Source organism: Asticcacaulis sp. P2_B1 (assembly GCF_056404915.1).
In genome coordinates this window covers 555592-572347 of the sequence record NZ_JBFUDD010000001.1, presented here as the reverse complement: position 1 = coordinate 572347, position 16756 = coordinate 555592, and the positions used below count along the sequence as shown (strand labels likewise).

The following is a 16756-nucleotide window of genomic DNA, read 5'->3' as shown; positions in this document are numbered from 1 at the left end:
GGACTAAAAACAACGGGAATTCGAGCTCATCGAACCTGAATACTGAACTGCTTGAACACGAAAAGGGAAAGTTCATGTCAAAGCACTGGGTCTACGCCTTCAAAGCCGGCAAGGCTGATGGCGACGCGTCCATGAAAGCGCTTCTGGGCGGCAAGGGGGCGAATCTCGCCGAAATGTCGTCGCTCAACCTGCCGGTTCCGGCCGGTTTCACCATTACCACCGAAGCCTGCGTCCATTATTTTAAAAACGATTCGGCTCTGCCCGACGGTTTGGTCCAGGAGGTCGAGACGGCCCTGGCCGAGCTTGAAAAGAGCACGGGCAAGGGTTTCGGCGATGTCGCCAATCCGCTGCTGGTCAGCGTCCGCTCCGGCGCCCGCGCTTCGATGCCGGGCATGATGGATACGGTGCTCAATCTCGGCCTCAACGATGCCACCGTTGAAGGCCTGGCGGCGCTGACCGGCGACCGCCGTTTCGCGCTGGACTGCTATCGCCGCTTTATCACCATGTATTCCAATGTCGTGCTGGGGGTTACGCACCACAGCTTCGAGGACATTCTCGACGATCACAAGGATCGTTTAGGCGTCACGGTCGACACCGACATCACCGACAAGGATTGGGCCCGGATCATCGCCGATTACAAGGCCATGGTGAAGTCCGAGCTGGGGCGCGACTTCCCGCAGGATCCACAGGATCAGCTGTGGGGGGCGGTCAAGGCCGTCTTCGGGTCGTGGATGAACGATCGCGCCAAGTTTTATCGCAAGATGCACGATATCCCCGAAGATTGGGGCACGGCCGTCAATATCCAGTCGATGGTCTTCGGCAATATGGGCAATACCTCGGCCACGGGCGTTGCCTTTACGCGTAACCCGTCCAATGGCGAGAGCGACCTCTATGGCGAGTTCCTGCTCAATGCACAGGGCGAGGACGTCGTTGCCGGCATCCGCACGCCCCAGGCGCTTACCCGTAAGGCTAGAGAAGATATGGGCGAAAAGGCCCTGTCGATGGAAGAGTCGCTGCCGGAAGTCTTCCAGCAGTTCAAGACGACGGTCGACACGCTGGAAAACCACTATCGCGATGTCCAGGACGTCGAGTTTACGGTCGAGCAGGGCAAGCTGTTCATGCTGCAGACCCGCAACGCCAAGCGCACCTCCAAGGCCGCGCTGAAGATCGCCGTCGATATGGCGAAGGAAGGCCTGATCACGCCGCAGGAAGCGCTGATGCGCATCGATGCCGGGGCCCTGGATCAATTGCTGCATCCGATGCTCGATCCGAAGGCCGACAAGGTGATCATCGCGCGCGGCCTGCCGGCCTCGCCGGGCGCCGCTTCCGGCAAGATCGTCTTCACCGCCGACGACGCTGTGCGTTTCGCGGCCGCCGGCGACGACGTCATTCTGGTGCGGGATGAAACCTCGCCGGAAGACATTCACGGCATGCACGCCGCCAAGGCCATTGTCACGGCGCGTGGCGGCATGACGTCCCACGCGGCGGTCGTTGCCCGCGGCATGGGCCGGCCTTGCGTTTCCGGCGCCGGTGAGATGCAGATCTATGCCGAACGTGGCGAGTTCGTGTCGCGCGGCCAGACCTTCCGCCATGGTGAAGTCATCACGCTGGACGGCTCGTCCGGCGAGATCATTAAGGGCGCGGTCCGCATGATCGAGCCTGAATTCTCCGAAGATTTCCACCAGATCATGGCCTGGGCCGACGAGTACAAGACGCTTGAGGTCCGCACCAATGCCGAAACGCCGGCGGATGCCCGCACGGCCCTGGGCTTCGGCGCCGCCGGTATCGGTCTGTGCCGCACCGAGCATATGTTCTTCGACGAAGACCGTATTTCGGCGGTGCGCGAAATGATCCTGGCCGACGACGAAAGCGGCCGCCGCAAGGCGCTGGAAAAGATCCAGCCGATGCAGAAGGCCGACTTCGCCGAGCTGTTCCAGATCATGGACGGCCTGCCGGTGACCATCCGCCTGCTGGATCCGCCCCTGCACGAGTTCCTGCCGCATACGGCGGAAGACGTGACGGCCGTGGCGGAAATGTCCGGCGTCGGTGAGGAAAAGCTTTATCGCCGCACCAAGGAATTGTCGGAAACCAACCCGATGCTGGGCTGGCGCGGCTGCCGTTTGGGCATCACCTTCCCGGAAATCTATGAAAGCCAATTGCGGGCGATCTTCGATGCCGCGGTCGATGTCGCCGAGGGTGGCGGCAATCCGATCCCGGAAATCATGCACCCGTTGGTCGCCACGGCTCAGGAAATGGCCAATCTGACGACCATGACCCATGCCATCGCCAAGGAAATCTTCGCGGTGCGCGGCAAGTCCGTGCCCTATAAGGTCGGGACCATGATCGAACTGCCGCGGGCGGCTTTGCTGGCCGATCAACTGGCGCAGACGGCGGAGTTCTTCTCCTTCGGCACCAATGACCTGACCCAGACGACGTTCGGCATCTCACGCGATGACTCAGGCCGTTTCCTTAACCCCTATATCGAAAAAGGGATTTTCGAAAAGGACCCCTTCGTGTCGCTGGACCAGGAAGGCGTCGGCGCCCTGATCGAAATCGCTGTCGCCAAGGGCCGGAAGACCCGTCCGGATGTCAAGCTCGGTTTGTGCGGCGAACATGGCGGCGACCCGGCGTCGATCGCCTTCTGCCACAAGGTCGGGCTGGCCTACGTGTCGTGCTCGCCCTATCGCGTGCCCGTGGCGCGCTTGGCCGCGGCACAGGCGGCGATTGCGGCTAAGGGGTAAGCGGTAAAAGTGACCCCTCCAGCGAGACGAGCTCGCCACCTCCCCATAAAATGGGGAGGACAGTGGTTTTGTTACATCGAAAGCACAAAGACGAGGGGGCCATCCGATTGTCCCCTCGTAGTTGTTTTGGCTGGTTGTTAATGGCGGCAAGACGCGATAAGTTAACCTGCGTTAACTGAGTGGGGATGCCGGAATGAAAGCCAAAGCCGTCTGGATCGCAGGTCTTTCAGGGTTGGCGCTGTTGAGCGCCTATGGGGTCGTTCACACCCTGCCCAATGTCGAAAGCGATCTGCGCGCCCATGTTGCCAAGGCCCTGGCCGATGCCGGGCTTGACGATGTCAAGGCCGATGTCTCCGGCCAGACCGTCACCTTAAGCGTCGGCGATACCGTCACCAATCCCGACCAGCACCTGAAACAGGCGGAAGCCGCCGTCGAAGCCATCAAGGCCGGCGACAACCTGCCGCCGGTGACGTCGGTCAAGCTGGTCAACAACGCGCCGGTTCTGGCCGCTGTCACGCCGCCCGCCGCCGCACCCGTGCCGGAACTCGAAACCGTAACCGGTGAAAAGGCGACCATGATCGTCGCCAGCGCCGATCGGCCGCCGGTTGCCGGCGACGACGCGCATGACGCCGCCGCGGTTGCAGCCCAGTCGTGCCAGGAACAGGTCACCCAGGTCATGGGCGGCCGCAAGCTTGGCTTCGTCTTCGGCACCTACGATTTGACCGCCGACAGCCAGCCGATACTCGACGATGTCTACAAGATCGTCTCGACCTGCCCGGACAATGTTCAGGTCGTCATTTCGGGCTTTACCGACAATGTCGGCGACGCCAACGCCAACCGGTTGATCTCCCAGGCGCGGGCGCAAACGACGGCCGACGGATTGGTGGCGCGCGGCCTGGCCTCTGGTCGCGTCAAGGCGCTGGGTTACGGTCCGGCCGAGCCGGTTGCTGACAATGATACGCCGGAAGGCCGGGCGAAGAATCGTCGCGTCGTCATCGACATTACGGCCGGGTAGGGGAAGATCATGTTGCATTTGATGATGGAATTGCGTTGGTTGCTGATCGGGGCCGCAGCCCTGGGGCTTCTCACGGGCTTTATCGCCCGCAAGGTCAGTTGAGGGGAATATTGTGGAAACCTTGATCCTGCAATCCATAGCGCTTTTGGTCGCCGCCTTCGCCATTTCGGCTGTCATTGGCTGGGCTCTGGCCGGCAAGAAGAAGGTCGCGCGTGCCGTAGTCCCCGCCGCCGATTGGGTGGAAACGCCGGTCATCGAGATGCCTGTCGCGGCCAAGCCGGTGAAGCCGGAGCCGGTCGCCTATCTCGACGCCGCTGCCGAACATTTCACCAATGGCCTGGTCATGCCGCGCGCCGCGGCACAAGGTCCGGCCGTCGCGCCTTCGGTCACGGTTATCGAGCCGGTCGCTCATGCGGCGCCCCAGCCCAAGGTCTATAACCTGGTCATGCCTGGCGATGAGCCCGACCTGCGCCGCCGTATTTCCAGTCTGGCCGGCATGACGCCGGAAAGCGTCGAGGCCGCCGTGCAACAGGCCGGATCGGGTTTGGAACCGGTGCGTCTCAGCGCGCCGCAGGGTATGATCGATGACCTGACCATCATTTCCGGTATCGACTATGCCAGCCAGTCCGACCTGAACGCGCTCGGCATCTACCATTTCTGGCAAATCGCCGGATGGACGCCCGAGCATGTGGCCTGGGTGTCGAACCGGGTGCGTCTGTCCAAGCGTATTGCGCGCGAGAACTGGATGTCGCAGGCGGCGAAACTGGCCAAGCTTTCCTGAACAATCGTTAAGTTGCCGGGCCGGCCATTTCGCGGGATAAACGCGCATGCGGGCGCGTCTTCTCATTCCTATTTGTTTGGCCCTGGCCATCGCGCAGTCGGTGGCGGCGCAAGCGCCTGCGGTCGATGCCCGTGTCACAGCGGGTGATCCCGGCGCGGCCGAGGTCGTCGCCATGGCCGGTGATGGCAAGGCCACGGTCGAGGCGTTTTTCGGCAAGCCCTTTCCCGAACCCATCCATTTAACCGTTGCACCAGACCGTGTCGCGTTTCCGGCCAATTGGGGCACGGGCCAGACCGAAAGCTGGATGGTGGGCACGGGTGTCGCCGATTTTCTCGTCGTGCTGTCGCCGGCGGATTGGGCGAAGGAAGCGTGCGACCATGACGCCGGTCACCGGGATGAGGTGCGCGGCGTCATTGTGCATGAGCTGGTCCACGTCTATCACGGCCAATTCAACCCGACGCGCGACTTTACCGGCATGGACGATGTCGGCTGGTTCGTCGAAGGCCTGGCGGTCGTGGTCTCAGGGCAGTTGAGCCACGACCGGCTGAGCGCGGCCGCGGCGGCTGTCAGGGCGGGCACGGCGCCGACAACCCCGGCGACCTTGTGGTCGGGACCGCAGAAATACGGCCTGGCGGGGTCGATGGTCGCCTATGTTGACGCCACCTATGGCCGCCAGACCGTGATCGACCTGCTGCCGATGACGAAACAGGACGAGATTTTAGCCAGGCTCGACGTGACGGAAGCGCAACTGCTGGATAAGTGGCGCGCCTGGCTGCTGGCTCAGGCTTAGGCCGGTCCAAACCAGGTGGTGAGGGCGTCCGTAAGGCCCGATCGGGTCTGGTCACCGACCCAGGCGACATGGCCGTCGGGCCGGATCAGGACGGCGGAGGGAGGGGCGACCGTCCCCAATGCTGGAAGCTCCCATGGACCGGCGTGTGTGGCGTCGATCGCCTTCACCCGATCCGACCAGGTGAGGACGTCAAAGCCGGGCTCTGCGAGGTTGAGCAGGACCGGCCGGGCATCGTGCAGCAGGCTATAGACCGGCAGCGGGCCGTTGGCGGTCGTCAGGTCCAGGTCAGGCATGCGGCGTCCGAGCAGCGGGTGGCCTTCGCCGAGATCGTAATGGATATCGAGACCCGACATCATGGCGGCGTAGCGTTTGCGCGGCGCCTCCATGGCGAGGAGCTCGGCCATGCTATCACGCACGGCCTTGGTGCGATCGTCCGGGCGGCGAAGCGCTACCAGGGCCATGGTCTTTTGCAGGACGCGGGCGCCGATCGGGTGGCGTTCGGCGTGGTAGGTATCGAGCAGGCTTTGCGGCGACGTGCTCTTGACCACCTGGGCAAGCTTCCAGCCGAGATTGACCGCATCCTGGACGCCGGTATTGAGGCCCTGGCCGCCATCCGGAGCGTGGATGTGAGCGGCATCGCCGGCCAGCAGGACGCGTCCCTTGCGGTAGGACTCGGCCTGGCGGGACATGTCGGTGAAGCGGGAAAGCCAGGTCGGACTGTGAAGGCCGTAATCGGTTCCGCACACGGCGATGATAGCCGCGCGGAGGTCGTCCAGGGTCGGTTCGGTCGTGGCGCCGGCCGTCTCTTCCGGGACCATGACCTTTATCGGCCCGGTATCGGCATAGATGATCTCGCCGTTGCGGATTTCGTAGGCCTCGCGGCCGAAGGCATAGGTCCCAAACGGGCTTTGGTGGACGCCGAATTTCGGTGTTTCCAGCATTTCGACCTCGCCGATCAGGCTGCTGATGGTCGGATCCCAGCCGGGGAAGGCGATGCCGGCGGCTTTGCGGACCAGGCTCCGCCCGCCGTCGCAGCCGACGAGATATTGCGCCCGCAACGACCCGTCGGAAAGCGTGACCTGGACGCCTGTGTCGTCCTGGATGAAACCGGTAAGGTCGCGGCCGCGATAGATCGGTACGGCGAGTTCTTCGACCCAACCGGCGAGGATGCGCTCGATATGGTTCTGCCATAGGCCGAGGCCGTAATTGTAACGGGTGGGAAAATCGCTGATGTCGAGTTTGACCCCCGCAAAACCTGCGGTTTGCGCCTTTTGGCCTTCGGCGATAAAGCGGTCGGCAATGCCGCGTTGGTCGAAGATTTCGAGGGTGCGGGCGTGTAATCCGCCGGCGCGCGAGCCGGCGAGGGCCTGGCTGGGGCGGCGCTCGACAATGGCGACATCGACGCCGGCCAGGGCCAGTTCGCCCGCCAGCATGAGGCCGGTGGGGCCGCCTCCGGCGATGACAACATCATGTTGGATCGGGGTGTCATTCGATAGCTGCATGGCTTCGGTCCTCTTTTGCTGAGGTCCCGCAGTCTAGGCATAAAAACATGCGTGCCAATTCTTGAACTTAAGTCTTTTGCCCCCAGTTATGAAGAGAGGGCGGCGTTCCCGTTACGCTCGGGGCAGGCTAAGACCCGATGACGGGCTGAAGCGAAATTGCTCACGATTATAGCTGTAGAGCTCGGCCGGGCGGCCGCCGGTGTCTTCGCGCATGACACCCAGGGGCTCAACGAAGCCGGTGCGTTCCAGGGCGCGGCGGAAGTTCTGCTTGTGCAGGCGCAGGCCGGTCAGGGCCTCCAGCGATTTCTGTAATTGCAGCAGGGTAAAGCGTTCCGGCATCAACTCGAAGATGACCGGGCGGTATTTCAGCTTGCCCCGCAACCGTGACAGGCCGGTGGCGACGATGCGGCGATGGTCCGAGGCCATGGCTTCGCCGGCGGGGAGCGCATGGCCGTCGCCGTGGGCACGCCGGGCTTCGCCGACCACGCCGGCGTCGTAGAGCAGCTCATAGCGATCGAGGACGCGTTCTTCGTTCCACAGGTCGAAATCGACGGGAAAGAGGGTCTCAACCCGGCGGCGGCGGATCATGTCGCTGCCGCACCAGGTATCGAGTGCGGGGCGTAGGGCATCCAGGGCAGGATTGCTGTCACCGGCGCGCCAGTCTTCCCAGGGGAAAAAGCGGTGGAATGGCACCCAGGCGGCATTGATGGCGGTCTGGAAGTCGCTGTTCGGGGTCAGGGCGAGATAACCGACTGAAATGATGCGGTCGGCAGCGCCGATAAAGCCTTCGCGGTCCTGGTCGCCGAAGCTGTACAACTGCTCGACATAGCCGATATCGAAGCCGGTCTGTTCGCGGACGAAGGCGCGCAGGGCCAGGTCGAAGGTGCGGTGGCTGTTGGGGGCGAATGGCCCCGACGGCAGGGCATAGGCGGGATCGCCGGCGGCAGTCCTGGGCAGGTTGAGGCACAGGACGAAGGCCTCATGGGCCTTGACCGTCACGACCACGGCCGACAATTCGATGGCGAGGGTCATGGTGTCAATGCGTTGATCAGCAGGTTGAAACGCGCCACGAAGGCCTCGCTGGCGGCCATGGCCGGCAGGGGATCGATCGTCAGCGTGTAACCTTCCGGCGGTTCGCCGAAATAGAGCCGGGCCTCGGCTTCGCTGAAGCCGACCAGTTGCGTGGCTTCGAAATAGGCGCAGGCGTGATCCGCCTGTTTGATCAGTTTCTTGACGGGCGCCGGCATCAGGGCAGGGAGGCCGAAGCGGACATGGATGGCCTGTTCGAGGTGGTTTTCGAAGCGGCGGTAGTCGAGGCCGAGGGCTGCCTTGAACGGCGAGATCATATCGCCGATAACGTATTCCGGCGCGTCGTGCAGCAGGGCCATCAGCCGGTGCGGCGTAGTGATCTTCGGGTCGATATGGGCGCAGATGTCTTCGACGATCAGGCTGTGCTGGGCGACGGAAAAGCCGTGTTCGCCGAGGGTCTGGCCGTTCCAGCGCGCGACCCGCGACAGGCCGAGCGCGATGTCGTCGATCTCGATATCGATCGCCGCCGGGTCGAGCAGGTCGAGGCGCCGCCCCGACAGCATGCGTTGCCAGGCACGCGGTTCGGCATCCTTGGCGCGTTTGGATCGGGGGGGAGAGACGCGGGCGTGCATGAGAAAGGCCTGAAATGTCGCATCGGGATTTTATGCGAAAAGAGGTATAGTTTACAGACTTGCCGGCGGTTTGGGGCGTGATTCTGTAACTATGCACAAAAAAGGAGAGGTCGATGGTCGCGAAATCTGAGGCGTGGTCCAGGATCAGTATTCCGGTGAGCGGCGCGGCCAGCGAAGGCATGGCGCTGGAACTGGCGGCGCAGATCGCCGAAGCCTTCCATGCGCAATTGAATGTGCTGTTCACGCCACCCGATCCGGCGGAGTTGGCGCCGTGGCTGGGTGAGGGTTTCATGGGCACGGTGCAGATGTCGACCATGGACAGTCTGAAGGCGGCGGCCGAGGAATCCGAGCTCATGGCGCGCAGCCAGTTCGGCGCGCTCGCCTATGCCGGCAAGTCGTTCGCCGCGTTGAATTCGCCGGTATGGCAGGACCTGGCGCTGGAGACCCGGCTGTCGGACCTGATGGTCTTCGGCGATCACAGCGCCAAGGGGCAGGGGCTGTTGTCGGAAGCCTTCCAGCAGGTCATGATGGAAGAACGCGCCGGCGTTTTTATCGGCCGCAAGCCCTTCAACGTCAAGGGAACGGCGCTGGTCGCCTGGGACGGCAAGGAGCCGTCGTCGCGGGCGGCGCGGCGGGCCGTGCCCCTGCTGAAAAAAGCGGGCAAGGTGGTGATTGTCGGGGCGCCGGTCGGTGACACGCCGGCCGAGCTGTCGCGGCTGGCCGTCTATTATGAAAGTCATGGTTTGAGCGTCGAGATCGATCAACTGGCCAAGGGCGATATCATGTCCTTGCTGTGCGACGCCAATGAGCGTCATGCCGCCGATTATATGGTGGCCGGCGCGTTCGGGCGGTCGCGGTTGCGCGAATTCGCTTTCGGCGGCACGACCCGGGCTCTGTTGCAGAACACGCAGCTCAATCTTTACATGGCGCATTGATGGTGGTTATCTGGCGGGATGACATCTACGCCTGTACCGCAAGCCGAAACCCGTATCGCCTATGCCAACCTGGAGGCCGGAGACCCGGCGCCGTGGTTCCATCAGCGTAACACCAGCAATCCGCGTTATGCCTTCTCGTCCGTCGGCGGGCGCTATGTCCTGATGTGCTTTTTCGGCTCGGCCGCCGATCCGGTGGCGCAGCAGGCATTGGCGGCCGTTGAGACACATCGCCATCTGTTCGACGACATGCGGGCCTGTTTTTTCGGCGTGTCGTTAGACCCCGAAGATGAAGCCAGCGGCCGGGTCAGGGAATCCATGCCGGGCCTGCGCCATTTCTGGGATTTCGACGGCGCGGTGTCGCGTCTTTACGGCGCCTTGCCGCTGGATACGGCGATCGCCAAACCCATGCTGCGTCGGTTTTGGCTGCTGATGGATCCGACCCTGCGTGTCCTGAAGGTGTTTCCGCTTCTGCCGGACGGTTCGAACCTGGAGACCATATTCACGGTGCTGGAGACCCTGCCGCCGCCGGAACGTTATGCCGGTGTCGAGCTGATGGCGCCGGTGCTCTATCTGCCCAATGTATTCGAGCCCGAGTTCTGCCAGCACCTGATCGGCCTGTATGAAAAGAACGGCGGGATGGAAAGCGGGGTGATGCGCGAGATCGACGGCGTTACCAAGGGGGTCAATGACCACAGCTTCAAACGCCGCAGCGATTATACGCTGGAGGATGAGACCCTGAAGCGGCAGATCCAGGCACGGGTCATCAAGCGCATCAATCCGGAAATCCTCAAGGTGCATAATTTCACGGCGACGCGCATGGAGCGCTATATCGTCGGCTGTTATACCGCGGAGGACGGCGGTCATTTCCGCCCGCACCGCGACAATGTCACCAAGGGCACGGCGCACCGCCGCTTTGCCGTCACCATCAATCTCAACAACGATTTCGACGGCGGCGAGCTGTGTTTTCCGGAATACGGGCCGCGCAGTTTCAAGCCGCCGGTCGGTGGCGCGGTGGTGTTCGGCTGCGCGCTGCTGCACGCCGTGACCCAGGTGACACGTGGCAAGCGTTACGCCTTCCTGCCGTTTCTTTATGACGATGCGGCGGCGAAGATACGCGAGGCCAATAACCCGTTCCTCGATAAATCCCTGGGTGAGTATATCGCCGGATAGGTTTGAAGTTCAAGAGAATTTCGTCAGGAGCGCGGTCTTGATTTCGGTCATGACCGGCGACCAGTCGTTCAGCGACTCCGTTACGAAGACCTGCGCGGTCGGATACCAGGGATAGTTGGCCTGGCCCAGTTTCAGCCAGGTGCTGGGCGTCGACAGGACCCAGGTTTTGACACCGCAGGCCGCGGCGATATTGGTGGTGGCGTTGGACGGGCCCAGCACCAGGTCGCAGGCAGAACACAGGGCGGCCAGGTCGTCGAGGTCGTTTTTCAGGTCGATGCCCGGAGGCGTATATAGGGCCGCGCCAGAGAGCACCTGTTCGGCGGCGGTGTCGCCATATTGCAGATTGATGAAGGTGAGGCCGTCGAGCGCCAGCAGCTTTTGCCATTGGGCGAAGGGCGCGAAATAGCGGTCGCGCAGGGCATTGGCCTTCAGGCTTTTCCACAACAGGCCGATCTTCGGCTTGGTTCCCAGATGGGCGAGGTGGGCCTGCCAGTGGGCCAGGCGATCGGGGGATGGCCGCAGGAAGATATTGTCGGCGGGGAAGTCGGCGATCGTGGCGCGCTTGACCGGCAGGAGGTCGCCCAGCAGGCCGTAGAGATCGTAGTCGCCGGTGGCGAGATCCGGGAAGTCGCGGATGATCCGGCCGTCCACGGTGCGGGTGCGGTGTGCGACCACCTCCGCCTTCGGGAAGCTGCGCTGGAACAGGGGGACGAGACGCGGTTCGACGGCGATGCCGAGCGATGCCACGTCCGGCGCGATATCGGGCAGGAGCGAGGCGAACATGACCTCATCGCCCAGGCCCTGTTCGGCGGAGAGAAAAAGTCTTTTATTACGGAGGGATGTGCCGGTTTCGTAACGTGGCATGTCAAGGTCGTAATGCACCTCGCCCTGGGCGCCGCGTTTGTGGCGGGCAGAATACCAGCGCCAGCCGTTGCTGAGATCGCCAAGCGCCAGATAAGCCTGGGCGGCCGTGATGGCGGCGCTGGTCCGATTGTCGGGGTCGTCGAAGCCTTCCGCGCAGGCGACGACCTCGGCCAGGCCTTGGCGCGTTTGGCCGTATTCCAGCAGCGCGCAGCCGTGGTAAAACCGGGCGTGCAGGCTGTGGGGCGCCAGGCGCAGGGCCTCGGTGAAGAAGACGAGGGCGGTGTCGTTGTCGCCCTGGGCCGACAGGACGGTGCCGAGGGCTTCCCACAGCCCGGGTTCGCCGGGGTGGTGTGCCAAAAGGGATTTCAGCAGGTCGATGGCCTCATCGAAACGCGACTGTTCGCGCAGGGTTTCGGCATAGGCTTTCAGGGTGGGGATCTCGTGCCGGCCCTGGGTAATCAGGTGGGCGTAGAACTTTTCGGCCATGTCCCACATGCCGAGACGAAAGGCCAGGCGCGCCAGGTGACCGGCGATGTCGAGGGACTGCGGCTGTTCGGCAAGGGCCTGCTGCCAGGCGTCGAGCGCCGCGGGCAGGTCGCGCGCGTCTTCGCAGGCGAGGGCGCGCTGGGACCAGGTTTGCAGGGACGGAGAGGCTGCCATTGGGGTGATTTAGGGCGATTCTCAAAGAGGTTCACGGTGTAAGGTCAGTTGTCCTTTCGCCGCAAGGCTTTGCGGGATGAATTTGAGATTCGGAGTGGTTGTGTCCGGATTGGCGGAAAACCGACGCTCCGAATCTCAATATGGCGATTTGTTTCCGGTATTATATTGCCGTATAATTACGATGTGTGAAATTAATTATCATATTTCGTATTTTGTCCGTTGACATGGCAGGGCAAGCTTGGTAGGTTTTTCTCAGCATCCAGTGTTGCGAACGAAATCACCCCACGGTCTTTGACCGGTGGGGCTTTTTTATGCCTGAGGAGGGCCTTCCATGACCAACGAGACAAAGACAGAGAGACGTCCGCGCAGCACCTATTCGGAAAAACTGGCCGAGCGGGTTTGCCAGTTGATTGCGGTCAGCACGGTCGGATTGAAGCGCCTGGTGGCCGCCGACATGACGCTGCCGAGCGAAAGCACCATCTATCTGTGGGTCCAGCTCTATCCCGACTTCCACGACAAGTATCATGCGGCCCGGGAAGCCCAAGCCGAGGCGCGATGGGCGGCGTGTCAGGTGATCGCCGAAGACTACCAAAAGGATGTCAAGGTCCTGGTCGATGCGAGCGATCCGCAGTTGGCGGCGAAAACCAAGGCGCTGAATGAGGCCGCCAAATTGGTGATCGATGTGCAGTGCCGGATGATTGCGTGGCTGTCGCCGAAGAAAGCGAGCGAAATTGTCAGCAAGCCGCCCAAGCGCAAGAGCAAGCCGTTTATGTACAAGACCCTCGACGACCTGATCTGTTAACGTGGGATGACGCGCATCCGGCTACCGGACGAATATGGCTGTATACGACCCTCGGGATGGCGGGTTACGCTGCGTTTGCATATTGAGACCACGGAGATTGGCGCGGCCGGCGGTCGATAACGGTCTTTGACCCCGTTTCTGCACCGGCCGTCCTCATGGAAATTAAGACGGCAGATCTTGAAATCATGTTGCAGAGGAGACGGCACAGGTCCAGGATAACTCAGCGCAGGAGGTTGTGATGACGGAAAATGTGCCTGAGGCCGTTGTACACGAGGATACGCTGGAGGCGCTCGAAACAGGGTTCGGAATCCACTTTGCAGGAAAGGTCTACGAAGACTGTGAAACCTTGGGTGGACTCATCGACGGTATCTGGAATGAACTGGCGGTTTTGGCGCCCGCCGGAGGCCGGTGCCCCACCTCCGTCAGTTTCTACCAAATCAAACGCGCAATCCTAAGCCAGTGCCCGTATCAAGCCTTAACCCCGGCGACCCTCCTCACCGACATCGAGGGATTCGAATATGCAAAATTGCAGGAGGCGTTACGCCGAAAGGGTTGGTCATCGCCGGTGCGATTCCCGCGAACAAAAGCTGGAGCGATGGTCGATCTGTTCCTTTTTTACCTCTGGCCCTTAAGCGCCATGGTCTCAGTCGTTGCCATTTTCCCCTCACCAATGACTTGGCCTTTCGCCATATTGGCGACGATGGTGAGTATGACGAGTTCGTTCTTCGCTATTGCCTTGCTGAGGGACAGATGCCTGTTCCGCAAAGGCTTGCCGGGCTCTGATACGGTTGGCGAGCTGGCGCAGGACGTGGCACGTTTGAACCTCCGCCGCCTAAGGGCCGAAGGGGCAACGGGGCTGAACCGGGCTATAGTATGGGGAATGCTTGCCTGCGGGACGGCTGATCGATCAGCGGCTATTTTATGGGATTATGACTAGACCGCAGCCTTATAACGCCCTGATTCAGGGATTCCGTAAGGCATACCCGAAATTCCCAGAGGGATTGGCTGCGGCGTCAGTGATCGTCCTGAAATCTGTGCTGATCTGCCTTATCTGTGGACCCAATTCTTCCGCTACGTGCCGGAGGGTTTGGCGCGCGCAAGTGGGCTCGGGCGTGACGTGGCGCACTATGAAATGGGTGACATGTTGCCGAATATCCCGGCGCTTGAGCGGAGTCGCGGCCTAGGCTGGATTGCCAGGCCACGCCATGTTTTTTCTTTGTTTGAAAAGGAGTACGTCCATGTCCAAAACCCATAAGCCCCATCGTCCGACGCGCTATTCAGGGGAAGTCGCCCTGCGTCTCTATCAAATCGTCGCCGGCTCAAACCTGAGTTTGGCGGAGATCGTCGAGGCTGATCCGAGCTTGCCGGAGGTGGCGACGATCAAGCTGTGGCTTAGCCGGCACGCGACCTTCCGCGGGGCGTGGAACGGCCTGTGCTTCGTGCGGCCTGACGCTGCGCCCGGCACAACAGACGGGATCTGTGAGAGTGCATCTGCGGACGCGAAGGATGCGGCGAGGAAGGCCAAGGCACGCGCCGAGGGTGAGAAGGCGCTGCGTCAGGCGGAAAGGTTGGTGGCCGACGTGCGGAAGAAGAAAGCAGCCTGCGAGGCGAGCAGGCGTGAGCCGGCGAGGGCGGGTGCGGTGGATCGTGCAAGAGCAGGCAACATGCCGGCAAGGGAGCCGGGGCATACGATACATTAAGGGGACCGTTCGCGGCGTATGGCGATCGAAAAGGTATGCAGGTTGCAGGCTCTTCCTAATCGCGGCCTTGTGCAAGGCGTGGGTTAGGGCACCTTCTCGGCAGGAAAAGTTTATGCAATTGGTAACATGTCACCGAAATAACACCGAAATATAAGCCTCCAGGCCGAACTGAGGATAAGTCCTTGTCGGAGAAGTGTGGGGAATAGTGCTCCTGTCCCTCAATTCCCTTTGTAAATTATGCGCGGGAAAAACCCTCGCGGGCTTCACAACGCCAGCACGGCAGGCTACCTTCCCCCCAACCGCGCGTCGGACAGATGTCGATGTGCGAAATGCCGGGGTAAAGCTGAGTCGCAGGTATCGAAACAATCCAGTTGCGTTTCTGTCAGAACAACCAATAATTTCTGTGACGGGGGAAGGCGATGAAACCAGTATTTTTTCTGGCGATTGCAATTTTTGGTGCCGCTGTTGTTCCAGCGTTTGCGCAGGATGCGAACACGCTCACGCTTGGTGAAGTCGTTGTAAACGCGAACCGGCGCAGCGCCCATTATGCTCAGGAAGACCGCCCCGTGGTGGGACTACGCAGACAGGCCGATTCTGCGCTGCTGCAAGTCTCGTTTGCGTCTGACTCGCGTGATGAGACGACCCGCAGGCACGAAATTCAGGCCATGCTTCTCTCCGCCCTTGAACGCTCAGCTTCGTCCGGCATCGAACTCGTAACCGGGAATTTTGAGCTGACACCCGTCACCAAATTGAACTACATGGAGTTGCCACTCTCGTCTGCGGGGCGTGTGGATACGAGCCAGGCGACTGTGATGATCAAGGTGAAGCTTGTCGGATCGGCCAGCGCGGCGGAACAGAAACTGGCTTCGTTTATTAAAGGTATCCCCAGGACAGGGCGTGGCTCAATCGACAAGACGGGCGCTCTGACGCTCACCATCGTCAATCCTGATCAATATCGCGATACTATCGTTGCCTTGGTGGCTGACAATGCTCGCCACTACGCGGCCATGTTCGGTTCTGATTATGCGGTCCAGATAACCGGCATCGACGACCAGATATCCTGGTCGCAGGTGAGCGGCACGGACGTGTTCCTGTATGTGCCCTATCATTACACTATCGTGCCCAAATAAGTTTACCTGGAGAGACGGCATGAAAGCATTTATTCTGGCGGCCATCGGCAGTCTGGCCCTTATCGCCGGCCCGCTGTGCGCGCAGGACGATGGCGGTAGCGAAGTCGTCGTCACTGGAGTGAGACGGAACAGCATCTCAGGTTCTCCCATTGCAAATGTCGCACAACCTCCCGTTATAGGACTCAAGCGGCAGGCGGATTCGGCCGTACGGAACATCGAGATCGTCTCGGATTCGCGTGAGGAGGCGTTGCGCAGGCAGGAAGTTCAAACCATGCTGCTGGACGCGATTGACCGCGCGAAACGCAATGGATTTAGCCTTGTTACCGGGCAGTTCGAGCTCGTTGAAGTGACCAGGATGAACTGGCAGGACCAGTTCCCGGGCCTCGCCGGTGTCGCTGATTCGCAGGAAGATGAGGATGACTATGGTGACGACGACAGCCAACCCCCACCGGCGTTCGAAGACGATGGCAGTTCCACGGTTGTGCATCTAAAGGTGAAGACAAAACTGGATGGGTCAATCAGCAACGCACAGCAAGCGATTGATAAGTTTGTTAAATCTGTCCCCGCGGCCGGGCGCGCACAAATCGAGCAGACCGGTGACTTAGCACTGACCATTATCAATCCAGAGCAATATCGTGACGAAATTTACCGCCGGATAGCCGCAGGCGCCACGCACGCTATGAGCTTTTACGGAGCGGAGTATGGCCTTGATGTAACGGGTCTGGATAAAAGCATAGCCTGGAAACAGGTCAGCAATACCGAGGTTTTTCTCTATATTCCGTACGGCTTCTCAATAAAGAAATAGAGGCCGTATTTTCGCTGACTGAAGCAGGTGCCGCGCAAATAGGGCGATAGGTCTTTTTTGACCTCGCGAGCGATGCTGGGAATACGGAGACAGGAGCACTATTGCCCCGGTCTTCCACGCTCCTCGGTCGCTCCATCGCTGGCCGCGCCTGGAGAAGAAAGCGGCCAGAGACGCGGCGTTTCTGAACCCTATCGTCGGAC

The 16756-nt window shown here is 61.3% G+C and carries 15 protein-coding genes; 11 read left to right on the top strand and 4 right to left on the bottom strand.

The genetic code is table 11. The annotated features are described in order from the left end of the window. The first annotated feature begins 74 nt into the window (after positions 1-74). The 4 genes from ppdK to AC1DX3_RS02630 all read left to right on the top strand — a co-directional run bounded on the left by ppdK (position 75) and on the right by AC1DX3_RS02630 (position 5327). Complete coding sequence (ppdK, locus tag AC1DX3_RS02645) at positions 75-2741, top strand: pyruvate, phosphate dikinase (RefSeq protein WP_476987678.1); 2667 nt, start codon at positions 75-77, stop codon at positions 2739-2741. 193 nt (positions 2742-2934) lie between these two features. Next, positions 2935-3756: an OmpA family protein gene (locus AC1DX3_RS02640; RefSeq protein WP_476987677.1), complete on the top strand. Its 822-nt coding sequence runs from the start codon at positions 2935-2937 to the stop codon at positions 3754-3756. A 112-nt stretch (positions 3757-3868) separates the two neighbouring features. Next, on the top strand, positions 3869-4537 hold the full coding sequence (locus AC1DX3_RS02635) for a hypothetical protein (RefSeq protein ID WP_476987676.1): 669 nt from the start codon (positions 3869-3871) through the stop codon (positions 4535-4537). Between the two features lie 46 nt (positions 4538-4583). Next, positions 4584-5327, top strand: a complete 744-nt coding sequence (locus AC1DX3_RS02630) for a hypothetical protein (protein WP_476987675.1) — start codon at positions 4584-4586, stop codon at positions 5325-5327. On the opposite strand, the gene AC1DX3_RS02625 is transcribed toward AC1DX3_RS02630, so the two are convergent. The 3 genes from AC1DX3_RS02625 to AC1DX3_RS02615 all read right to left on the bottom strand — a co-directional run bounded on the left by AC1DX3_RS02625 (position 5324) and on the right by AC1DX3_RS02615 (position 8490). Continuing rightward, positions 5324-6829 carry an FAD-dependent monooxygenase gene (locus tag AC1DX3_RS02625; protein WP_476987674.1) on the bottom strand — a complete coding sequence of 502 codons (1506 nt, stop codon included), beginning with the start codon at positions 6827-6829 and terminating at the stop codon, positions 5324-5326. The genes AC1DX3_RS02630 and AC1DX3_RS02625 overlap by 4 nt on opposite strands. Before the next feature lie 111 nt (positions 6830-6940). Further along, entirely contained in the window at positions 6941-7861 is a 921-nt protein-coding gene (locus AC1DX3_RS02620) for an NUDIX hydrolase (RefSeq protein WP_476987673.1), read from the bottom strand. Next, positions 7858-8490: a YfbR-like 5'-deoxynucleotidase gene (locus tag AC1DX3_RS02615; RefSeq protein WP_476987672.1), complete on the bottom strand. Its 633-nt coding sequence runs from the start codon at positions 8488-8490 to the stop codon at positions 7858-7860. Before AC1DX3_RS02615 ends, AC1DX3_RS02620 begins: the two co-directional genes overlap by 4 nt. A 113-nt stretch (positions 8491-8603) precedes the next feature. Here AC1DX3_RS02615 and AC1DX3_RS02610 point away from each other — a divergent pair, with 113 nt between their 5' ends. Both AC1DX3_RS02610 and AC1DX3_RS02605 read left to right on the top strand, forming a co-directional pair. Next, positions 8604-9425, top strand: a complete 822-nt coding sequence (locus AC1DX3_RS02610) for a universal stress protein (RefSeq protein ID WP_476987671.1) — start codon at positions 8604-8606, stop codon at positions 9423-9425. Between the two features lie 18 nt (positions 9426-9443). After that, positions 9444-10595 (top strand): 2OG-Fe(II) oxygenase, encoded by a 1152-nt coding sequence (locus tag AC1DX3_RS02605; RefSeq protein ID WP_476987670.1) that lies wholly within the window; start codon positions 9444-9446, stop codon positions 10593-10595. 9 nt (positions 10596-10604) lie between these two features. Here AC1DX3_RS02605 and AC1DX3_RS02600 read toward each other — a convergent pair whose 3' ends face one another. Next, a complete protein-coding gene (locus tag AC1DX3_RS02600; RefSeq protein ID WP_476987669.1) occupies positions 10605-12119 on the bottom strand; it encodes a tetratricopeptide repeat protein in 1515 nt (504 codons plus the stop codon). A 331-nt stretch (positions 12120-12450) separates the two neighbouring features. On the opposite strand from AC1DX3_RS02600, the gene AC1DX3_RS02595 reads away from it, so the two are divergent. From AC1DX3_RS02595 to AC1DX3_RS02575, 5 genes are all read left to right on the top strand, one after another. Then, entirely contained in the window at positions 12451-12921 is a 471-nt protein-coding gene (locus tag AC1DX3_RS02595) for a terminase small subunit-like protein (RefSeq protein WP_476987668.1), read from the top strand. Between the two features lie 238 nt (positions 12922-13159). Continuing rightward, positions 13160-13858, top strand: coding sequence for a hypothetical protein (locus AC1DX3_RS02590; protein ID WP_476987667.1), 699 nt, complete (start codon positions 13160-13162; stop codon positions 13856-13858). A 301-nt stretch (positions 13859-14159) separates the two neighbouring features. Beyond that, complete coding sequence (locus tag AC1DX3_RS02585) at positions 14160-14621, top strand: hypothetical protein (protein ID WP_476987666.1); 462 nt, start codon at positions 14160-14162, stop codon at positions 14619-14621. A 419-nt stretch (positions 14622-15040) separates the two neighbouring features. Next, positions 15041-15751 carry a hypothetical protein gene (locus AC1DX3_RS02580; protein WP_476987665.1) on the top strand — a complete coding sequence of 237 codons (711 nt, stop codon included), beginning with the start codon at positions 15041-15043 and terminating at the stop codon, positions 15749-15751. A gap of 19 nt (positions 15752-15770) precedes the next feature. Then, positions 15771-16556 (top strand): hypothetical protein, encoded by a 786-nt coding sequence (locus tag AC1DX3_RS02575; RefSeq protein ID WP_476987664.1) that lies wholly within the window; start codon positions 15771-15773, stop codon positions 16554-16556. The last annotated feature ends 200 nt before the right edge of the window (positions 16557-16756 follow it).

What these genes read in the sequence shown, in the direction of transcription:
- AC1DX3_RS02580 (WP_476987665.1), top strand. Translation starts at nt 15,041, where the DNA reads ATGAAACCAGTATTTTTTCTGGCGATTGCAATTTTTGGTGCCGCTGTT.
- AC1DX3_RS02585 (WP_476987666.1), top strand. Translation starts at nt 14,160, where the DNA reads ATGTCCAAAACCCATAAGCCCCATCGTCCGACGCGCTATTCAGGGGAA.
- AC1DX3_RS02575 (WP_476987664.1), top strand. Translation starts at nt 15,771, where the DNA reads ATGAAAGCATTTATTCTGGCGGCCATCGGCAGTCTGGCCCTTATCGCC.
- AC1DX3_RS02615 (WP_476987672.1), bottom strand. Translation starts at nt 8,490, where the DNA reads ATGCACGCCCGCGTCTCTCCCCCCCGATCCAAACGCGCCAAGGATGCC.
- ppdK (WP_476987678.1), top strand. Translation starts at nt 75, where the DNA reads ATGTCAAAGCACTGGGTCTACGCCTTCAAAGCCGGCAAGGCTGATGGC.
- AC1DX3_RS02620 (WP_476987673.1), bottom strand. Translation starts at nt 7,861, where the DNA reads ATGACCCTCGCCATCGAATTGTCGGCCGTGGTCGTGACGGTCAAGGCC.
- AC1DX3_RS02630 (WP_476987675.1), top strand. Translation starts at nt 4,584, where the DNA reads ATGCGGGCGCGTCTTCTCATTCCTATTTGTTTGGCCCTGGCCATCGCG.
- AC1DX3_RS02640 (WP_476987677.1), top strand. Translation starts at nt 2,935, where the DNA reads ATGAAAGCCAAAGCCGTCTGGATCGCAGGTCTTTCAGGGTTGGCGCTG.
- AC1DX3_RS02605 (WP_476987670.1), top strand. Translation starts at nt 9,444, where the DNA reads ATGACATCTACGCCTGTACCGCAAGCCGAAACCCGTATCGCCTATGCC.
- AC1DX3_RS02595 (WP_476987668.1), top strand. Translation starts at nt 12,451, where the DNA reads ATGACCAACGAGACAAAGACAGAGAGACGTCCGCGCAGCACCTATTCG.
- AC1DX3_RS02625 (WP_476987674.1), bottom strand. Translation starts at nt 6,829, where the DNA reads ATGCAGCTATCGAATGACACCCCGATCCAACATGATGTTGTCATCGCC.
- AC1DX3_RS02590 (WP_476987667.1), top strand. Translation starts at nt 13,160, where the DNA reads ATGACGGAAAATGTGCCTGAGGCCGTTGTACACGAGGATACGCTGGAG.
- AC1DX3_RS02610 (WP_476987671.1), top strand. Translation starts at nt 8,604, where the DNA reads ATGGTCGCGAAATCTGAGGCGTGGTCCAGGATCAGTATTCCGGTGAGC.
- AC1DX3_RS02600 (WP_476987669.1), bottom strand. Translation starts at nt 12,119, where the DNA reads ATGGCAGCCTCTCCGTCCCTGCAAACCTGGTCCCAGCGCGCCCTCGCC.